Source organism: Piscinibacter sp. PDB5-1 (assembly GCF_056676035.1).
In genome coordinates this window covers 1,179,327-1,197,046 of record NZ_JBWVZL010000001.1, presented here as the reverse complement: position 1 = coordinate 1,197,046, position 17,720 = coordinate 1,179,327, and the positions used below count along the sequence as shown (strand labels likewise).

Below are 17,720 nucleotides of genomic sequence, written 5' to 3'. Positions count from 1 at the left end.
GTGACGCGCCCGGGCGACGCCGAGTCAAGCGCCTCGCCGGCCGATTTGGCATATGCGTACAAATCCTGATCGCACGAATTTAAGACGCCCATTCAAATATGGACCAACGCGAGGTTCATGGAACCGCGGCAGTCGCTCGGTCAGGGCTGCGAACCTCGCACAAACCAGGGCCTCGCGAGCCCATTCGTTCGATCGACAACAAGCCAAATCCCGACGGAGACAACACCATGAAGACATTCACTCGCAACCTCATCAAGGCCGGGCTCGCGCTGGCCTTGGGCGCCGTGGCCACGATGGCCTCGGCCCAGACCAGCTTCACGATGACCTACAAGGGCGGCAGCACCTCGAGCTGCGGCACCACGTACAACATCACCGGCAAAGAGCCCAGTGCGGCTGGCAAGTACCCGGTGTTCGTGTACATCGGCGGCACGGGTGAGAACTACACCAGTGCCTGGGGCGCCGCGTCGCTCGACGAAGCCGTGGCCCGTGGCTACGTGGCCGCTTCGGTGCAATACGACAACGGCTCGTTCGGCACCTGCACGACCATCAGCACCCGCGCCAAGTGCATCTTCAACTCGGCCAACGCCAACAGCGCCATCGCCAAGCTGTGCGCCCGTGCCAAGGCGGACTGCTCGAAGGGCGTCGTCACCGGCGGCCTGAGCCAAGGCTCGATCATCTCGGTGCTGTCGCGCAACTTCGATTCGCGCATCCGCGCCTCGTTCGGCCAAGGTTCGGGCACCACCTACACCGCGGCCTACAACCTGGCCTCGTGCATGGACAACGGCAAGCACACGCAAACCGGTGACCGCCTGCTGATCGTCAACGGCGAGCGCGACATGTTCGTCGGCGGCACCGAGTCCACCGCTCGCTCGCAGGCCACCCGTGTCACCGGCCTGACCTGCACCGGCCAGCAATCGTGCTTCCGCGCCAACGGCTCGGGCTGGTACATCGTCAAAGACCTGGAGGTGCTCGACCTGTACGCCGACCACTGCTTCATGGGCTACGGCGGCACCGCCATCGCCCAGTGCGCAGGCCTGCCGGTCGATGCCAACTACCAGTACGGCAACAACAAGTGGGGGGTGAAGTACGCCATCAACTTCCTGAAGGGCTTCACGAACTGATCAACGGGTCTCAGTTCATGCCAAGCGCCGCGAGGCGGCGCTTCTCCAGGTGATTCAGCGGCGCATTTTCATGCGCCGCTTTTTTTTGCCTGTGCACCGATGGCCTGCGGGTCGAGGGTGCATGCGAGGGGGCGTGGTTAGGATGCGCGGGTTTGCCGTCCACTGACCTGAGCCACCCATGCAGCCCACCACCATTCAACTGATCGCCGCGGTGCTGTTTGGCGTGGCCCTGGTCCACACCTTCGCCGCGAAGTTGCTCGAACGGCTGTCTCACCGGTACCCCCGGCACGCCGGCCTGTTTCATCTGCTGGGTGAGGTCGAGGTGGTGTTCGGCTTCTGGGCGATCGTGCTCGTGTTCGTGATGGCCGCGCTCAGCGGCAGCACACAGGCCCTCGAATACGCCGAGTCGCGCCAGTACACCGAGCCGCTGTTCGTGTTCGTCGTGATGGTGGTGGCGGCCTCACGGCCGGTGCTGCAGGCCGTGCTGGGCGTGGTGAACACCGCCGCGCGCGTGCTGCCGGTGCCCACGCCGCTGGCCAGTGCGTGGCTGGGCCTCGCGCTCGTGCCGCTGCTGGGCTCGCTGGTCACCGAACCGGCGGCCATGACCATCGCCGCGCTGCTGCTCGCGCCGCAGATCTTCAAGCCAGGGGTGCCCGAGCGGCTGAAGTACTTCGCGCTCGGCGTGCTGTTCGTCAACGTGTCGATCGGCGGCACGCTCACCTCGTATGCGGCCCCGCCGGTGCTCATGGTTGCCAGCACCTGGCAGTGGGACTCGGCCTTCATGCTCGCCCAGTTCGGCTGGAAGGCCGCGATCGCAGTGCTCGTCAACGCCACCTTGGCCGTGTGGGCACTGCGGGCGCACCTGCATGCGTTGCCGGCCGAGCCGGGGCCCGCGGCCACGCCGGTGCCGTTGACCGTGGTCGGCGTGCACCTCGCGTTTCTTGCCGGTGTCGTGGTGCTGGCCCACCACCCGGTGGCCTTTCTGGGACTGTTCTTGATGTTCCTCGGCTACGCGCAGGCATACGAGCGCCACCAGAGCCCGCTGATCGTGAAAGAGGCGCTGCTGGTGGGCTTCTTTCTCGCCGGCCTGGTGGTGCTGGGCGGCATGCAGCAGTGGTGGCTGCAGCCCATCGTGTCGAGCCTGTCGCCCAAGGCCTTGTTCTTCGGTGCAGTCGGCCTGACGGCCCTGACCGACAACGCCGCGCTGACCTACCTGGGTTCGCTGATCGAAGGCATCTCGGACGAGGCCAAGTACATGCTGGTCGCCGGCGCGGTGGCCGGCGGCGGCCTGACCGTCATCGCCAACGCGCCCAACCCGGCCGGTGTGGCGCTGCTCAAGCGCGGCTTCAGCGACGAGACCATCGGCGCCGGCGGCCTGCTGCTGGGGGCGCTGCTGCCGACCGCCGTGGCGGTGCTGGCCTTCCTGCTGCTGTGACGGGGCGCGTTCAGCCCAGGTGACCGCTCGCCAGCGCGGCCGCCGCGGCGCGCGTCTCGACGCCCAGCTTCTCGAAGATGTGTTCGAGGTGCTTGTTCACTGTGCGCGGACTCATGCCGAGGATGTCGCCGATGTCCTTGTTGGTCTTGCCCTTGGCCAGCCACGACAGCACCTCGGTCTCGCGCGGCGTCAGCGCCGCTTGCGCCAGGCGCGATTCGGCCGCGCTCTGCGCGCCGCCTTCGCGTTGCGACTCCAGCAGCAGCATGGTTTCGCCCAGCGTAGCCGCGCCCATGTTGCGCACCGACAGGCGCAGCCCGCCGCGCGCGATCACCGGTTGCGTCTGGCCGCCGTTGGCAAGCGCGGCCACCAGCGCCTGCGGCAACTGCCCCGGCGCGGGTTCGTCGAGCGCGGCCAGCCACTGCGCCGCCTGCGGTGAACGCCAGGCGATGCGGCCCTGCGCATCGACCAGCACCACACCCAGGCCGGCCACATCGACCGCCTCGCGCGCCATGCGGGTGATGCGCGCGTTGCGGGCGTGCGTGGCCAGCCGCGCCAGCACCTCTTGCGCGCGGATCGGCTTGACGACGTAGTCGACGCCGCCGCTGGCGAAGCCTTCGAGCACGTGCGGGGTTTCGGACAGCCCCGTCATGAAGATCACCGGGATGTGCGCCAGCGCCGCGTTGGCCTTGATGCGCCGGCAGGTGTCGAAGCCCGACAGACCCGGCATCAACCCGTCGAGCAAGATCGCATCGGGCGCGACGAGTTCGAGCCGCTGCAGGGCCGATTCGCCATCGCCCGCGACCAGCACCGTGTAGCCGCTGGCTTCGAGCGTGTCGCACAGCACGCCCAGGCTGCTGGGCGCGTCGTCCACCACCAGCACGACGGGGCGGTCGCTCTCGGGGCGCATCGGGTCGGTGACGTTGGGGGCGAGTTCACTGGGCACGCTCGGCCTCCATCAAGGTGTCTTTCAAGTCGTCGAGCTCGAAGCGCGCGACCATGCCGCGCAACTGGCTGCACGCAGCGGCCAGCGCCGGGTCGCTGGCGGCGATGCGGTCGAGCGCGCGTTGCAGGCCGTGCACATGGCCCAGGCGCACCAGGCCCATCAGTTCTTCGCGCAGCTCTTCGGGCAGGTCGATGGGGGTGCTGGCGGGCGGCGCGTGGTGCGCGGGCGGCGTGTCGCCGGCGGCCACCCAGTCGAGGCCCAGGTGGCGTTGCAGCATGGCCATCAGCTGCGACTCGATCACCGGCTTGCCAACGAAGCCCTGGCACTGCGCGGCGCTCAGCAGCTCGGGCCGGTTCTCGAACACGTTGGCCGAGACGATGACGATGGGCACGTCCACATAGCCGGCCGCGCGCACCAGCGACGCGGTCTGCCAGCCGTCCATGTCGTCCATCGTCAGGTCGAGCAGGATGGCCGCCGGCACCGCCTCGCGCAGGCTGTCGAGGCACTCTGTGCCGCTCGCGGCCTCGCGCACCTCGAAGCCCAGCGGCGCCAGCATGCCGGCGAGCATCTGCCGCTGCACGGGCTGGTCGTCCACCACCAGCAGCGTGCGGCGCGGGCCCCGGTAGCCGACGATCTGCCGGGGCGGCTCGGCCTGCGGCCCCGGGTCGTTCACCTCGCGCAAATACAGCCGCACGCTGAAGGTGCTGCCGGCCGATGACGTGTGCGCGAGCTTGAGCTCCCCGCCCATCAGCGAGGTGAGCAGGCCGGTGATCGTGAGCCCGAGCCCGGTGCCCGGCTCGCCGCGCTTGCGCCCGGCCGCACCGCGCTCGAAGGGCAGGAAGATGCGCTGCTGGTCTTGCGGCGCGACGCCGATGCCGGTGTCCACGATGTCGAAGCGCAGCACCTCGCGGCGTGAGTCCACATGCAGCGTCACCGTGCCGGCGTCGGTGAAGCGCACCGCGTTGGCCAGCAGGTTGATGAGGATCTGCCGCAGCCGCTTCGCATCGGCCTGCACCCACTGCGGCATGCGCCCGCTGTGCGTGTAGACGAAGGCCAGGCCCTTGGCCTCGGCCTGCGGGCCGACCATGCGCACCAGCTCGTCCAAGAAGTTGGGCAGGTGCAGCGGCATGGGTTCGAGCTGCAGGCGGCCGGCTTCGATGCGCGCCAGGTCGAGCAGCCCGTCGATCAGCCCCAGCAGGTGCTCGCCGCTGCGGTGGATGGTCTGCAGCGCCTCGCGCGCCTTGGGCTGCGGTGCCTCTTCCTTCAACAAGATCTGCGAGTAGCCGAGGATGCTGTTCAGCGGCGTGCGCAGCTCGTGCGTCATGCCAGCCACGTAGCGCGTCTTGGCCTGGTTGGCGGCATCGGCCTGGTCTTTCGCGGCCTGCAGCGCGGCGTCGGTGCGCTGGTGGGCGTCGATTTCGAGCGTGAGCAGGTGGTTGTGGCGGTTCGATTCTTCTTGCGCCATGTGGCGGCTCTCGCTCGCCAGCACCACCCACCACGCGGCGACCGCCGCCGTGAGCGACAGCAGCGCGAAGACCTTCAGAAACGGCGCCCGCAGTGCCTCTTGCCCCCCGGCGTGCAGCACGGCCTCTTGGTCGTAGACGACGCCCAGGATCACCGCGATCAGCGCGATCAACGAGATGGCCGCGACCAGGTAGTGCGCCACGCGGAAGTTCACCCGCGAGGCCACCTTCGCCGGCAGCACCGCCGTGAGCCAGCCGCTCACCTGCTCGGCCGCGCGCGAGTTCGTCTTGCAGCGGTCGTGGCAGCGCGATTCGAGCGTGCAGCACAGTGAGCAAATGGCCGCGCCATAGGCCGGGCAGTGCGCCATGTCGTCCGACTCGAAGGGGTTGTCGCAGACCGAGCAGGTGACCATCTGCCCTGGCGCCCAGCGCGTCTGGCTTTGTCGTGCGAGGTAGTAGCGGCCCTTGGTGGCCCAGGCCAAGAGCGGCGACACGACCAGCGCCGTGACCAGTGCGATGAAGGGCGCGAAGGCCTCGGCCCAGGGCCCCAGCTTGCCGGCATAGGCCACGATGGCCAGCGTGGCCGCCACGAGCATCGCGCCCAGGCCCACGGGGTTGATGTCGTACAGGTGCGCGCGCTTGAACTCGATGTGCTTGGGGCTCCAGCCCAGCGGCTTGTTGATCACCAGGTCGGCCACCAGCGCACCGACCCACGCGATGGCCACGTTGCTGTAGAGGCCCAGCACGCGTTCGAGCGCCTCGAACACGCCCAGCGTCATCAACAGCACCGCGATCAGCACGTTGAACACCAGCCACACCACGCGCCCCGGGTGGCTGTGCGTGAGGCGCGCGAAGAAGTTGCTCCACGCCAGCGAGCCGGCATAGGCGTTGGTGAGGTTGATCTTCACCTGCGACACCACGACGAACAGCGCCGTGACCGCCAGCACCCAGGCCGGGTTGTCGAACACGTAGCCGAAGCCGGCCAGGTACATCTGCGTGGGCTCGATGGCCTTGTCGCCGGCGATCTGGTGTTGCAAGGCGAGGAAGGCCAGGAACGCACCGCCCAGCATCTTGAGCATGCCCGGCACGATCCACCCCGGCCCGGCCACGAGCACGGCGGCCCACCAGCGGCGCTTGTTCGACTCGGTCTTCTCGGGCAGGAAGCGCAGGTAATCGACCTGCTCGCCAATCTGCACGACGAGCGAGAAGGCCACGGTCGCGGCCGCGCCGAACATCACCGCGTCGAAGCCGTTGCTGTTGGACACGCGGCCCACCAGCCCGGTGAAGTCGCTGAAGGTCTGCGGGCTCTTGAACGCGACGAAGAGGTAGGGCAGGGCGAAGAGGGCGATCCACACCGGCTGCGTCCACCACTGCAGGCGCGAGATGAGCGTGATGCCGTGCATCACCAGCGGCACGATGCCCAGCGAGGACACGAGGTAGCACACCCACAGCGGCCAGTCGAACACCATCTGCAAGGCGAGCGCGAGGATCGCCGCCTCCAACGCGAAGAAGATGAATGTGAAGCTCGCGTAGACCAGCGAGGTGAGCGTCGAGCCGAGGTAGCCGAAGCCCGCGCCGCGCGTCAGCAGGTCCATGTCCACGCCGTACTTGGCCGCGTAGTAGCTGATCGGCAGCCCGGTCAGGAAGGTGATGAGCCCGACGACCAGGATCGCCCACAGCGCGTTGCTGAAGCCGTAGCTCAGCGCGATCGCCCCGCCGATGGCTTCGAGCGCGAGGAACGAGGTCGCCCCGAACGCGGTGTTGGCGACGCGGAACTCCGACCACTTGCGAAAGCCACGCGGCGTGTAGCGCAGCGCGTAGTCCTCCAGGGTTTCGTCGGCGACCCAGGCGTTGTAGTCGCGGCGGATGCGAAAGATTTTTTGCGTGGCCACGGGCTTGGCATTCCAGCGGAGAGGGGCGGATGCGGTGGCTGACTGCAAGAAGTGCTCCCGTTGGGGACGCGGTGGTGGGCGGCGCTCTTTTCACCGCCAAGACGCCAAGAACGCAAAGGACGCCAGGAAGAAATCTTTTCGTTGCGTTCTTGGCGCCCTTGGCGTCTTGGCGGTGAGAAGGACCGTGCCTGGAACCCAGTCTTGCCAAACGCATGCGTACCCGCTGTACGTCAATCAACGTATTCGCCGAATCACCCCACACGGCGACAGTGAACCCATCGACACGCCGCCAATGCACCGCGGCGGTGCAGACCGAGTCCTTGCTTCGCCCAACCACCTGCCCTGGAGTTCACGATGTCCCACGATCACGACGACCCGACCCTTGCCTCTGCCAAGCGCCGCAAGCTGCTGCAGGGCGCTGCCGCACTGCCGCTGGTCGGCCTCGCCGGCCCGAGCATGGCGCAGCAGTTCCCGACCGCGAAGGTGAACACCACCAAGCTCGCCGTCACCGACACCGAGGTCATCGTCGGCCAGCTGCACTCGGCGACCGGCACGATGGCGATCTCGGAGACGGGCTCGATCCAGGCCGAGCAGTTGGCCATCGACCAGATCAACGCGATGGGCGGCATCCTCGGCCGCAAGATCAAGGTCATCAAGGAAGACGGTGCCTCCGACTGGCCCACCTTCGCCGAGAAGTCGAAGAAGCTGCTGGTCAACGACAAGGTCGCCTGCGTCTTCGGCTGCTGGACCAGCGCCTCGCGCAAGGCCGTGCTGCCGGTGTTCGAGAAAGAGAACGGCCTGCTGTACTACCCGACCTTCTACGAAGGCCTGGAGCAGTCGAAGAACGTGATCTACACCGGCCAAGAGGCCACGCAGCAGATCATTTGGGGCCTCGACTGGGGCGCCAAAGAGAAGAAGGCCAAGACCTTCTTCCTGGTCGGCTCCGACTACATCTGGCCGCGCACCTCGATGAAGATCGCGCGCAAGCACATCGAGACGGTCGGCAAGCTCGGCTCGGTCAAGGGCGAGGAGTACTACCCGCTCGGCCACACCAACTTCAACTCGCTGATCAACAAGATCAAGGTCGCCAAGCCCGACTGCATCTTCGCGGCGGTGGTGGGCGGCTCGAACGTGGCCTTCTACAAGCAGCTCAAGGCCGCGGGCATCACCGGTGACAAGCAGTTCCTGCTGACGCTGTCGGTGACCGAAGACGAAATGCTCGGCGTCGGCGGCGAAAACTTCGCCGGCTTCTACTCGTCGATGAAGTACTTCCAGTCGCTCGACAACGACAACAACAAGAAGTTCGTCGCGGCCTTCAAGGCCAAGTACGGCAAAGACGCCGTCATCGGCGACGTGACGCAGGCCGGCTACCTCGGCCCCTGGCTGTGGAAGGCCGCGGTCGAAAAGGCCGGCAGCTTCGACGTGGACAAGGTCGTCGCCGCCTCGCCCGGCATCGAACTCAAGACCGCGCCCGAGGGCTACGTGAAGGTCGATGCGAACCACCACCTGTGGAGCAAGGCGCGCATCGGCCAAGGCCAGAAGGACGGGACGTTCAAGCTGGTGGCGGAGTCGAAAGAGCTCATCAAGCCCGATCCCTTCCCCAAGGGATACCAGTGAGTTGAAGGTTCGTCCTTCGCCGGCCCGAGCGTTCGCTCGGCCGGTGGAGGGCAGGCACGGTTTCTTTACCGCCAAGACGCAAAGAGCGCCAAGAACGCCAAGCCAAAACCTTCTTCCTTCTTTTCTTGGCGACCTTTGCGTTCTTTGCGTCTTGGCGGTGAAAAAGACCTTGCCAAACCACCGCCCCCGTTTCCAAGCCCTGCACGCTGCACACCGCCGGAGCCTCGCCATGACCCTTTCCGAAATGATGAACATCGGCCTGATGCAGGGCTTCGCCGGCCTGAGCCTCTTTGCCGTGCTGCTGCTGATGGGCCTGGGCCTCGCGATCATCTTCGGGCAGATGGGCGTCATCAACATGGCGCACGGCGAGTTCATGACCATCGGCGCCTACACCGTCTTCCTGGGCTCGACGCTGACCGAGAAGTTCGCGCCGAGCTTCATGCCGTATTACTTTCTGATCGCCATCGGCGGCGCGTTCCTGTTCGCGTTCATCGCCGGCTGGCTGGTCGAGTGGGGGCTGATTCGCCACCTCTACAAGCGCCCGCTCGACACGCTGCTCGCCACCTGGGGCATCAGCCTCGGGCTGCAGCAGATCTTCCGCACGGCCATCGGCCCGAAAGAGGTGAGCCCCACGCTGCCCGATTGGCTGATGGGCTCGTGGGCCCCGGCCGAAGGCCTCGACATCCCGATCAACGGCCTCTTCGTGCTCGCCCTCACCGGCGTCGTCACCGCCGGCGTGCTGATTGCCCTCTACAAGAGCCGCTGGGGCCTGCGCGTTCGCGCCACGGTGGCCAACCGGCAGATGGCCAACGCCACCGGCATCGACACCAAGAAGACCGACCGCCTGACCTTCGCCATCGGCTGCGGCATTGCCGGTGTCGCCGGGGCCGCATTTACCACCATCGGCTCCACCGGGCCGACCTCGGGCTCGCTCTACATCGTCGACGCCTTCCTCGTGGTCACCTTCGGCGGCGCGGCCAGCCTCTTCGGCACCGTGGTCTCGGCCTTCGGCATCGCCCAGACGCAGTCGATCAGCGAGTTCTTCATGACGGGCTCGATGGCCAAGGTGCTGACGCTCTCGCTGATCGTCCTGATCTTGATGATCCGCCCGCAAGGCCTGTTCGCCGCCAAGGTGCGCCGCTGACCGCACAGACATCTCTGCCGAATCTCGAAGCAACTGGAGTTTCCCGATGAATGCCCCTCTCGATTGGCTCAAGCGGTCCGGCCTCGGCAGCCTGGTCCTGCTGACCTTGCTGCTGGTGGTGGTGCTGCCGCTGTCGCTCGACATCTTCCGTCTCAACCTGGTCGGCAAGTACCTCACCTACGCCTTCGTCGCGGTCGGCCTGGTGATGGTGTGGGGCTACGGCGGGGTGCTGAGCCTGGGGCAGGGGGTGTTCTTCGGCCTCGGCGGCTACGCGATGGCGATGTTCCTGAAGCTCGAAGCCAGCGACCCCGAGAGCACCAAGATCCAATCGACGCCGGGCATTCCCGACTTCATGGACTGGAACCAGATCACCGAGCTGCCGATGATGTGGCTGCCGTTCAAGAGCCTGCCGCTGACGCTGATCCTCGTGATCGCGGTGCCCACCTTGCTGGCCTGGCTCATCAGCTTCGCGATGTTCAAGCGGCGGGTCGGCGGCGTGTACTTCGCCATCATCACGCAGGCCGTCGCGCTGATCCTCACGGTGCTCATCATCGGCCGGCAGGGCTACACCGGCGGCGTCAACGGCATGACCGACCTGAAGACGATGTGGGGCTGGGACATCCGCACCGACAGCGCGAAGTACATCCTCTACTACGTCTGCGTGGGCTTGCTGATCGCGAGCATCCTGCTGTGCCGCTGGGTGCAGAAAAGCAAGCTCGGCACGCTACTGCTCGCGATGCGCGACAAGGAAGATCGCGTGCGCTTCTCGGGCTACGACGTCGCCAACTTCAAGATCTTCACCTTCTGCCTGGCGGCTGCGCTCTCGGGCATCGGCGGCGCGATGTTCGCCCTGCAGGTGGGCTTCATGTCGCCCAGCTTCGTGGGCATCGTGCCCTCGATCGAGATGGTGATCTTCGCGGCGGTCGGCGGGCGCATGAGCCTGGTCGGCGCGGTGTACGGGGCGCTGCTCGTCAACTGGGGCAAGACGGTCTTCAGCGAGAGCTTCCCCGACCTGTGGCTCTTCTTGATGGCCGCGCTCTTCATCGGCGTGACCATGGCCTTCCCGATGGGCTTGGCCGGGCTGTGGGACAGCCACATCAAGGCCTGGTGGACGAAGCGCCAGGCCGACCGCAAGGTCAACGCCGAGCGCGTGGCCGCCGCGCAGGCGGCCTACCCCGAGCCGCTGCCCCCGCGGGCCGACAAGCCGAGTGGCGGCACGCCCCCGGTGGGTGGTGCCGGCCTGCAAGGCGCTTGAACTGGAGCACGAAATGACGCAATCGAAGCACGACACGCGGGCCGAGCGCCGGGCCGCTCCCAAGCCGGCCCGCATCCCCTCTGGGGATCGGGTGCGGTACTCCGCAGACGAGGGGCGGTCATGAGCAACACCGACTTCGCACTCGCCGTTGAAGACCTCACGGTGTCATTTGACGGCTTCAAAGCCATCGACAAGCTCACGCTCTACATCGACAGGAACGAGCTGCGCGTGATCATCGGACCCAACGGCGCGGGCAAGACCACGCTGCTCGACCTGATCTGCGGCAAGACCCGCGCGAGCGCCGGCAGCATCAAGTTCAAGAACACCGAGCTGACTTCGATGGCCGAGCACAAGCGCGTGCGCTTAGGCATCGGCCGCAAGTTCCAGACGCCGTCGATCTACGAGAACCTGAGCGTCTTCCAGAACCTGGAGGTGTCGTTCCCCAAGGGCCGTTCGGTGCTGGGCGCGCTGGCCTTCAAGTGCACCGACGAGGTGAAGGCACGCGTGCAGGCGGTGGCCGACGAGATCGGCCTGGGCGACAAGCTCGACACCGAAGCCGGCCTGCTGAGCCACGGCCAGAAGCAGTGGCTCGAGATCGGCATGCTGCTGATGCAAGAGCCCGAGCTGTTGATGCTCGACGAGCCCATCGCCGGCATGAGCGCCCGCGAGCGCGAGCTGACGGCCGAACTGCTCAAGCGCATCTGCAAGAACCGCGCGGTGATCGTGATCGAACACGACATGGAGTTCGTCAAGCAGATCGCCCACAAGGTCACCGTGATGCACCAGGGAAAGATCCTCGCCGAAGGGCCGATGGAGAAGGTGCAGGCGGACGAGAAGGTGATCGATGTCTACCTTGGCCACTGAGAGGCAACCCATGCTCACCGTCACCAACCTGCACGTTGCCTACGGCCAGAGCGAGGCCTTGCACGGCCTCGACTTCAGCGCGAAGAAGAACGAGACCGTGGCCATCATGGGCCGCAACGGCATGGGCAAGACCACGCTGTTCAAGGCGCTGATGGGCGTGCTGCCCGCCAAGAGCGGCACCATCGAAGTCAACGGTCACGACGTGACCAAGGACGAGAGCTTCCGCCGCGTGCAGAAGGGCCTCGCCTACGTGCCGCAGGGTCGCATGATCTTCCCGACGCTGACGGTGCTCGAGAACATCCAGACCGGCATGGAGAACACGCCCAGCAAGCGCGTGCCCGACGAGATCTACGCGCTGTTCCCGGTGCTGTTCGACATGCGCAACCGCAAGGGCGGCAACCTCTCGGGCGGCCAGCAGCAACAGCTCGCCATCGCCCGCGCGCTGGTCACCAACCCCAAGGTGCTGCTGCTCGACGAGCCCACCGAAGGCATCCAGCCGTCGATCATCAAAGACATCGCCCGCGCGCTGAACGAGATTCGCAAGATGCGCGAGATCACCATCGTCGTGAGCGAACAGGTACTGAGTTTTGCGATGGATGTCGCCGACCGCCTGTTCGTCATCGAAGGCGGGCGGCTCGTTCACGAGACTTCGCGCGCCGCCACCGACCAGGCGCGCATCAAGCAGTTCCTCTCTGTCTGATGTCTGCCCCCACGTCGCTCCGCTCCTGCCCCCCGAGGGGGCGCAGTCCGCCTTGGGGCGGCCCGGCGGCGGACTGACCGCTTCGATCCACTTCTTCACCACGCACGCAAATACTGGAGCCGACCATGCCTGAAACCCTGATCAAGGTGGACCTGACGAAGTCGCCGACCGAAAACGAAAAGATCCACAACCGCTGGCACCCCGACATCCCGATGGCCTGCTGGGTCAACCCGGGTGACGACTTCATCCTCGAGACCTTCGACTGGACGGGCGGCTTCATCAAGAACAACGACTCCGCCGATGACGTGCGCGACATCGACCTGACCACCGTGCACTACCTCAGCGGCCCGGTGGGCGTGAAGGGCGCCGAGCCCGGCGACCTGCTGGTGGTGGACCTGCTCGACATCGGCGCGAAAGACGACAGCCTCTGGGGCTTCAACGGCTTCTTCAGCAAGAAGAACGGCGGCGGCTTCCTGACCGAGCACTTTCCGCAAGCGCAGAAGTCGATCTGGGACTTCCACGGCCTGTACACCACCTCGCGCCACGTGCCGGGCGTGAAGTTCGCCGGCCTGATCCACCCCGGCCTGATCGGCTGCCTGCCCGACAAGAAGATGCTCGACCTGTGGAACACGCGCGAGCAGCAGCTCATCGACACCGACCCCGAAGGCAGCCTCGCCAACCCGCCCTCGGCCGGCACCGCGCACATGGGCAAGCTGACCGGCGACGCGAAGGCCAAGGCCGCGGCCGAAGGCGCACGCACCGTGCCGCCGCGCGAACACGGCGGCAACTGCGACATCAAAGACCTGTCGCGCGGCTCGAAGGTGTTCTTCCCGGTCTATGTGGACGGCGCGGGCCTGAGCGTGGGCGACCTGCACTTCAGCCAGGGCGATGGCGAGATCACCTTCTGCGGCGCGATCGAGATGGCCGGCTGGGTGCACATGAAAGTCAGCCTCATCAAGGGCGGCATGGCCAAGTACGGCATCAAGAACCCGATCTTCAAGCCCAGCCCGATCACGCCGACCTACAACGACTACATCATCTTCGAGGGCATCTCGGTCGATGAAAGCGGCAAGCAGTACTACTTGGACGTGAACGTCGCCTACCGCCAGGCCTGCCTCAACGCCATCGAGTACCTGAAGAAGTTCGGCTACTCGGGCGCGCAGGCGTATTCGATCCTCGGCACGGCGCCGGTGCAGGGCCACATCAGCGGCGTGGTCGATGTGCCCAACGCCTGCGCCACGCTGTGGCTGCCGACGCAGATCTTCGACTTCGACATCAACCCCAGCGCGGCCGGGCCGACGAAGTTCTTGGATGGCTCGGTGAGCATGCCGCTGTCGCCTGATTTGGTGTGACCCGGCGGGTGGGGTTCGTGCCCCGGACCTCACCTGCCTTCGCCCTGAGCCAGCCCCCCGACCACCCTGTGGTATCGCAGGGCGGGCCGCGCAAACCACAGGACCAAAGACATGCCCACCTACGACTACCAATGCAAGGACTGCGGCGGCTTCGACGCCTTTCGCACCCTCGCCGAGCGCAACGAGGCCGCCCTGTGCCCCGACTGCGGCCAGGCCTCTGACCGCGTCTTCGTCAGCGCCCCCCGCCTGGCCCTGCTGGCCGACGGCACGCGTGCGGCCATCGCCACCAACGAACGTGCGCAGCACGAGCCCAAGACTTCGCGCGACTACCAGCGGCTCAAGCACCCGAGCGGCTGCGGTTGTTGCTCGACCTCCGGCAAACGCGGTGCGACCGTCACCGGCGCGAACGGCAACAAGGCCTTCCCCAGCAAACGGCCCTGGATGATCAGCCACTGATTCAGCCACGGGTCGCGCGCCTGCGGGCGCGGTCGTCCCTGCTCGCCTCGCTCGCACTCTCCACGCACTCCCCACACACGTCCTGAGCGTCTGCCGCCCCTCGGCCTTCGAGGCGCGCGGCGTCGCCGCCTACGCCCCGCCGGGTCCTCGACACCCGGCGCACGGGCCCTTGGCTGATCGTTTCCTCCCTGCCGCACGCGCAAGCTCTGCATTCACGCCACACGGCGCGCAGGGCCGTCTTCGCCACGGTCCCCTGCCATTTCTCAGTGCCTTCCCTCAGGGGTGCTGCTCCAGCCAGAAGCCAGCTCGCGCTCACCCCGCAGGGAAGAAACGATGAACATGTTCCAACGACTCCACTCGACGCGCGTCGTGTGGATCCCCGCCCTGTTGGCCGCCTTGCTGGCGGCTTGCGGCGGGGGCAACGACCCCATCCTCGGCACGCCGGGTGCCGGCCAAGCGCCCACCGTCAGCGTGACCTCGCCGGCCAACAGCACGCCCACCGTCACGGGTGTGGCCACCGGCAGCACGGTGACGGCCACCTTCAGCGAGCCGATGAACGCCGCGACGGTGCCTGGCAGTTTCAGCCTGGCCTGCCCGACGGGCAGCCCGGTCGCGGCCAGCGTCGTCTACGACGCGCCCAGCCGCACCGCCACGCTGACGCCGGCGGCCGCGCTGCCGGCCAGCACCACCTGCACCGCGACCGTCAACACCACGGCGACCGACACCGACGGCTTCGCCATCGCGGACAGCGTCTCGTGGTCGTTCACCACGCTGCTGGGCGACACCACCCGGCCCACCGTCTTGCTGACGGTGCCAGTGGCCGCTGCGCCGAGTGCTGCCAACAACACGCTGATCACCGCGTCGTTCAGCGAAAGCATGGCCCCGGCGGGTTTCGTGCCGGGCAGCTTCGTCGTGTTCGACCTGACGCAGGGCATCGCGGTGCCGGGCGGCGTGAGCTACGCCGCTGGCGCGCGCACCGCCACCTTCACACCCAACACCTTGCCGCTGGCCGACAACACCGACTACCGCGTCACCTTGAGCAGCGGCTTGAGCGACCTGGCTGGCAACGCGCTGGCGGGCAACCAAGCCGTCCTGCCGGGTGCGGGCAACCACGTCTGGTTGTTCAGCACCACGGTGGGCGGTGATGCCACGCCGCCGACGGCCAGCGCGCTCAGCCCGGCCAATGGCAGCACCTCGTGCCTGACCCGCACGGTGAGTGCCACGTTCAGCGAAGCGATGAACGCCGACAGCCTCACGTCGACCACCTTCCGCGTCACCAACGCCGGTGTCGCGGTGCCGGGCAGCGTCAGCTACGACCCGGTCACCCGCGTCGCCAGCTTCGTGCCGACCGCCCCGGCCGGCTTCGCGCCGAGCACGCCGTTCGTCGCGACCCTGGTCTCGGGCGTGGCGGGTGTGCGCGACCTGGCCGGCAACTCGCTGGCCGCCGACGAGGTGTGGGGCTTCACCACCAACACCCAGCCGTGCAGTGCCGCCATCGACCTGGGCAGCGCCGCATCGTTCGGCTCGTTCGGGGGCAGTGCGGGCATCACCAACAGCGGTGTCAACACGGTCGTCAACGGCAACATCGGCACCACGGCGGCCTGCACCTTGATCACCGGCTTCCACGATGCCAGCAACGTCTACGACGAGACCCCGCTCGACGTCGGCGTGGTCAACGGCAGCATCTTCTGCGCACCGCCGAGCCCGGGCACCGCATCGAGCATGACCATCGCCTCGCAGGCCCTGGCCGATGCCCTCGTCGCCTACAACCAGCTCGCTGCCATGCCCGCCGGCAGCGACCCGGGTGCTGGCCAACTGGGCGGCCTGACCTTGGCGCCTGCGACCTACACCTCGGCCGGTGGCACCTTCGACATCACGACCGGCGACCTGGTGCTCGACGCACAAGGCGACGCCAACGCGATGTGGGTCTTCCAGAGCGCCTCGGCGCTGACGGTGGGCCTGAGCGCCACGCCGCGCCGTGTGCTGCTGATCAACGGGGCGCAAGCGCGCAACGTGTACTGGCAGGTCGGCAGCGCCGCACGCATCGAGAACGGCAGCACGATGGTCGGAACCATCATCGCGCCGGCCGGCGTGACGATCTCGACGGCGGGCCAGACGGTGCAGACCACCCTGATTGGCCGTGCCATCGGCCTCACGGCCTCGGTAACCCTGGTCAACACGACCATCGTCGCGCCGTGATGCCTTTGCCTGCCCCCAGCCCCCTTCGAAAGAGCACCATGAACACACACCACGCATTGCGTCTGATCGGGCTGGCCACCTTCAGCGCGCTGATCGCCGCCCCGACCTATGCCCAGTCCTCGTACAGGTCGCATGCCCAAGAGGGCGGCTACTACTACGGCGGTTTGTCTGTCGGGCAGTCACGCGCCCGCATCGACGAAGCGCGCATCAATGCCGGCCTGCTCGGCGCGGGCCTCACCACCACCGGCATGAACCGCGATGAGAAAGACACCGCCTTCAAGCTCTTCGGGGGCTACCAGTTCAACCGCTATATCGGTCTGGAAGGCGGCTACTTCAAACTGGGCGAATTCGGCTTCACGTCCACCACATCCCCGGCCGGTTCTCTCACCGGGCAAATCAGGCTGCAAGGCGTCAACCTCGACCTCGTGGGCACCTTGCCCTTGACCGAGCGGCTGTCGGCCATCGGGCGCATCGGCGGGCAGTACGCCCAGGCGCGCGACACCTTCCGTGGCACCGGCGCGGTGGGCGTGCTGAACCCCAACCCGAGGAAGAACGAACTGAACTACAAGCTCGGCGCCGGCCTGCAGTACGAAGTCAACCGTTCGTTCTTCGTGCGCGCCGAAGCCGAGCACTACCGCGTCAACGACGCGGTGGGCAACCACGGGGGCGTCAACGTCGCGTCGGTGAGCCTGGTGTTTCCGTTCGGCCGAGAGGCCGCACCGGCGCCGCGTGCGGCCGCGCCGGTGTATGTGCCGCCGCCCGCGCCCGTCGTGGCCGCACCACCGCCGCCGGCCCCTGCGCCGGTGGTGGCCCAGGCCCCGCCGGCCCCGGTGGTGGCCCCCCCACCGCCGCGCCGCCGTGTCAGTTTCTCGGCCGATTCGATCTTTGTCTTCGACCAGTCGCGAGTCGGTCCCGAAGGCAAGAAGGCGCTCGATGTCTTCGCCGAAGAACTCAAGGGCACGCGCTACGAAATGATCACCGTCGAAGGGCATGCCGACCGCCTGGGCTCGGCCGCCTACAACGAGAAGCTGTCGGCCCAGCGCGCCGACGTGGTGAAGGCCTACCTGGTGAACGTTGGCGGCATCGACCCGGCCAAGGTCTCTTCCGTGGGCAAGGGCGAGGGCCAGCCCGTCACCGGGTCGGACTGCGTGGGTGAAAAGCGCAGCCCGAAGCTGATCGCCTGCCTGCAGCCCGACCGCCGGGTGGAGGTCGAAGTGGTCGGCACCCGCTGATCGGCCGCGCCGAAGCCCGTCGCCCGCGAACCGGGCGATGGGCGTCG

Annotated in this window: 13 protein-coding genes; 11 read left to right on the top strand and 2 right to left on the bottom strand. The window is 67.2% G+C overall.

What is annotated here, in order from left to right; genetic code table 11:
• Positions 1 to 227 precede the first annotated feature (227 nt).
• Both AC1KAT_RS05345 and AC1KAT_RS05340 read left to right on the top strand, forming a co-directional pair.
• Positions 228 to 1,121, top strand: coding sequence for a hypothetical protein (locus AC1KAT_RS05345; RefSeq protein WP_480323530.1), 894 nt, complete (start codon positions 228 to 230; stop codon positions 1,119 to 1,121).
• Positions 1,122 to 1,299: 178 nt separating this feature from the next.
• Positions 1,300 to 2,556: a putative Na+/H+ antiporter gene (locus tag AC1KAT_RS05340; RefSeq protein WP_480323528.1), complete on the top strand. Its 1,257-nt coding sequence runs from the start codon at positions 1,300 to 1,302 to the stop codon at positions 2,554 to 2,556.
• Between the two features lie 10 nt (positions 2,557 to 2,566).
• Here the strand turns inward: AC1KAT_RS05340 and AC1KAT_RS05335 are convergent, their stop codons facing one another.
• Together AC1KAT_RS05335 and AC1KAT_RS05330 are read right to left on the bottom strand one after the other, a co-directional pair.
• The gene (locus AC1KAT_RS05335) at positions 2,567 to 3,463 is read right to left on the bottom strand and encodes a response regulator (RefSeq protein ID WP_480324311.1); all 897 of its coding nucleotides are present in this window, start codon (positions 3,461 to 3,463) and stop codon (positions 2,567 to 2,569) included.
• 25 nt (positions 3,464 to 3,488) lie between these two features.
• On the bottom strand, positions 3,489 to 6,902 hold the full coding sequence (locus AC1KAT_RS05330; protein ID WP_480323526.1) for a hybrid sensor histidine kinase/response regulator: 3,414 nt from the start codon (positions 6,900 to 6,902) through the stop codon (positions 3,489 to 3,491).
• 306 nt (positions 6,903 to 7,208) lie between these two features.
• Between AC1KAT_RS05330 and urtA the strand changes: the two genes are divergently transcribed.
• The 9 genes from urtA (at position 7,209) to AC1KAT_RS05285 (ending at position 17,673) form a co-directional block, all read left to right on the top strand.
• Positions 7,209 to 8,471: an urea ABC transporter substrate-binding protein gene (gene urtA / locus AC1KAT_RS05325; RefSeq protein WP_480323524.1), complete on the top strand. Its 1,263-nt coding sequence runs from the start codon at positions 7,209 to 7,211 to the stop codon at positions 8,469 to 8,471.
• Between the two features lie 229 nt (positions 8,472 to 8,700).
• Positions 8,701 to 9,615: an urea ABC transporter permease subunit UrtB gene (gene urtB / locus AC1KAT_RS05320; protein ID WP_480323522.1), complete on the top strand. Its 915-nt coding sequence runs from the start codon at positions 8,701 to 8,703 to the stop codon at positions 9,613 to 9,615.
• 46 nt (positions 9,616 to 9,661) lie between these two features.
• Positions 9,662 to 10,870, top strand: coding sequence for an urea ABC transporter permease subunit UrtC (urtC, locus tag AC1KAT_RS05315; protein ID WP_480323520.1), 1,209 nt, complete (start codon positions 9,662 to 9,664; stop codon positions 10,868 to 10,870).
• 120 nt (positions 10,871 to 10,990) lie between these two features.
• Positions 10,991 to 11,734, top strand: a complete 744-nt coding sequence (gene urtD / locus AC1KAT_RS05310; protein ID WP_480323518.1) for an urea ABC transporter ATP-binding protein UrtD — start codon at positions 10,991 to 10,993, stop codon at positions 11,732 to 11,734.
• A 10-nt stretch (positions 11,735 to 11,744) separates the two neighbouring features.
• Entirely contained in the window at positions 11,745 to 12,434 is a 690-nt protein-coding gene (gene urtE, locus AC1KAT_RS05305; protein ID WP_480323516.1) for an urea ABC transporter ATP-binding subunit UrtE, read from the top strand.
• A gap of 125 nt (positions 12,435 to 12,559) precedes the next feature.
• Positions 12,560 to 13,786 carry a formamidase gene (fmdA, locus tag AC1KAT_RS05300; protein ID WP_480323514.1) on the top strand — a complete coding sequence of 409 codons (1,227 nt, stop codon included), beginning with the start codon at positions 12,560 to 12,562 and terminating at the stop codon, positions 13,784 to 13,786.
• Between the two features lie 111 nt (positions 13,787 to 13,897).
• Positions 13,898 to 14,242 (top strand): FmdB family zinc ribbon protein, encoded by a 345-nt coding sequence (locus AC1KAT_RS05295; RefSeq protein WP_480323512.1) that lies wholly within the window; start codon positions 13,898 to 13,900, stop codon positions 14,240 to 14,242.
• A 339-nt stretch (positions 14,243 to 14,581) separates the two neighbouring features.
• On the top strand, positions 14,582 to 16,441 hold the full coding sequence (locus AC1KAT_RS05290) for an ice-binding family protein (protein WP_480323510.1): 1,860 nt from the start codon (positions 14,582 to 14,584) through the stop codon (positions 16,439 to 16,441).
• Positions 16,442 to 16,479: 38 nt separating this feature from the next.
• Complete coding sequence (locus AC1KAT_RS05285) at positions 16,480 to 17,673, top strand: OmpA family protein (RefSeq protein ID WP_480323508.1); 1,194 nt, start codon at positions 16,480 to 16,482, stop codon at positions 17,671 to 17,673.
• The last annotated feature ends 47 nt before the right edge of the window (positions 17,674 to 17,720 follow it).

What these genes read in the sequence shown, in the direction of transcription:
- urtE (WP_480323516.1), top strand. Translation starts at nt 11,745, where the DNA reads ATGCTCACCGTCACCAACCTGCACGTTGCCTACGGCCAGAGCGAGGCC.
- fmdA (WP_480323514.1), top strand. Translation starts at nt 12,560, where the DNA reads ATGCCTGAAACCCTGATCAAGGTGGACCTGACGAAGTCGCCGACCGAA.
- urtD (WP_480323518.1), top strand. Translation starts at nt 10,991, where the DNA reads ATGAGCAACACCGACTTCGCACTCGCCGTTGAAGACCTCACGGTGTCA.
- urtC (WP_480323520.1), top strand. Translation starts at nt 9,662, where the DNA reads ATGAATGCCCCTCTCGATTGGCTCAAGCGGTCCGGCCTCGGCAGCCTG.
- AC1KAT_RS05345 (WP_480323530.1), top strand. Translation starts at nt 228, where the DNA reads ATGAAGACATTCACTCGCAACCTCATCAAGGCCGGGCTCGCGCTGGCC.
- AC1KAT_RS05335 (WP_480324311.1), bottom strand. Translation starts at nt 3,463, where the DNA reads ATGCGCCCCGAGAGCGACCGCCCCGTCGTGCTGGTGGTGGACGACGCG.
- urtA (WP_480323524.1), top strand. Translation starts at nt 7,209, where the DNA reads ATGTCCCACGATCACGACGACCCGACCCTTGCCTCTGCCAAGCGCCGC.
- urtB (WP_480323522.1), top strand. Translation starts at nt 8,701, where the DNA reads ATGACCCTTTCCGAAATGATGAACATCGGCCTGATGCAGGGCTTCGCC.
- AC1KAT_RS05295 (WP_480323512.1), top strand. Translation starts at nt 13,898, where the DNA reads ATGCCCACCTACGACTACCAATGCAAGGACTGCGGCGGCTTCGACGCC.
- AC1KAT_RS05340 (WP_480323528.1), top strand. Translation starts at nt 1,300, where the DNA reads ATGCAGCCCACCACCATTCAACTGATCGCCGCGGTGCTGTTTGGCGTG.
- AC1KAT_RS05290 (WP_480323510.1), top strand. Translation starts at nt 14,582, where the DNA reads ATGTTCCAACGACTCCACTCGACGCGCGTCGTGTGGATCCCCGCCCTG.
- AC1KAT_RS05285 (WP_480323508.1), top strand. Translation starts at nt 16,480, where the DNA reads ATGAACACACACCACGCATTGCGTCTGATCGGGCTGGCCACCTTCAGC.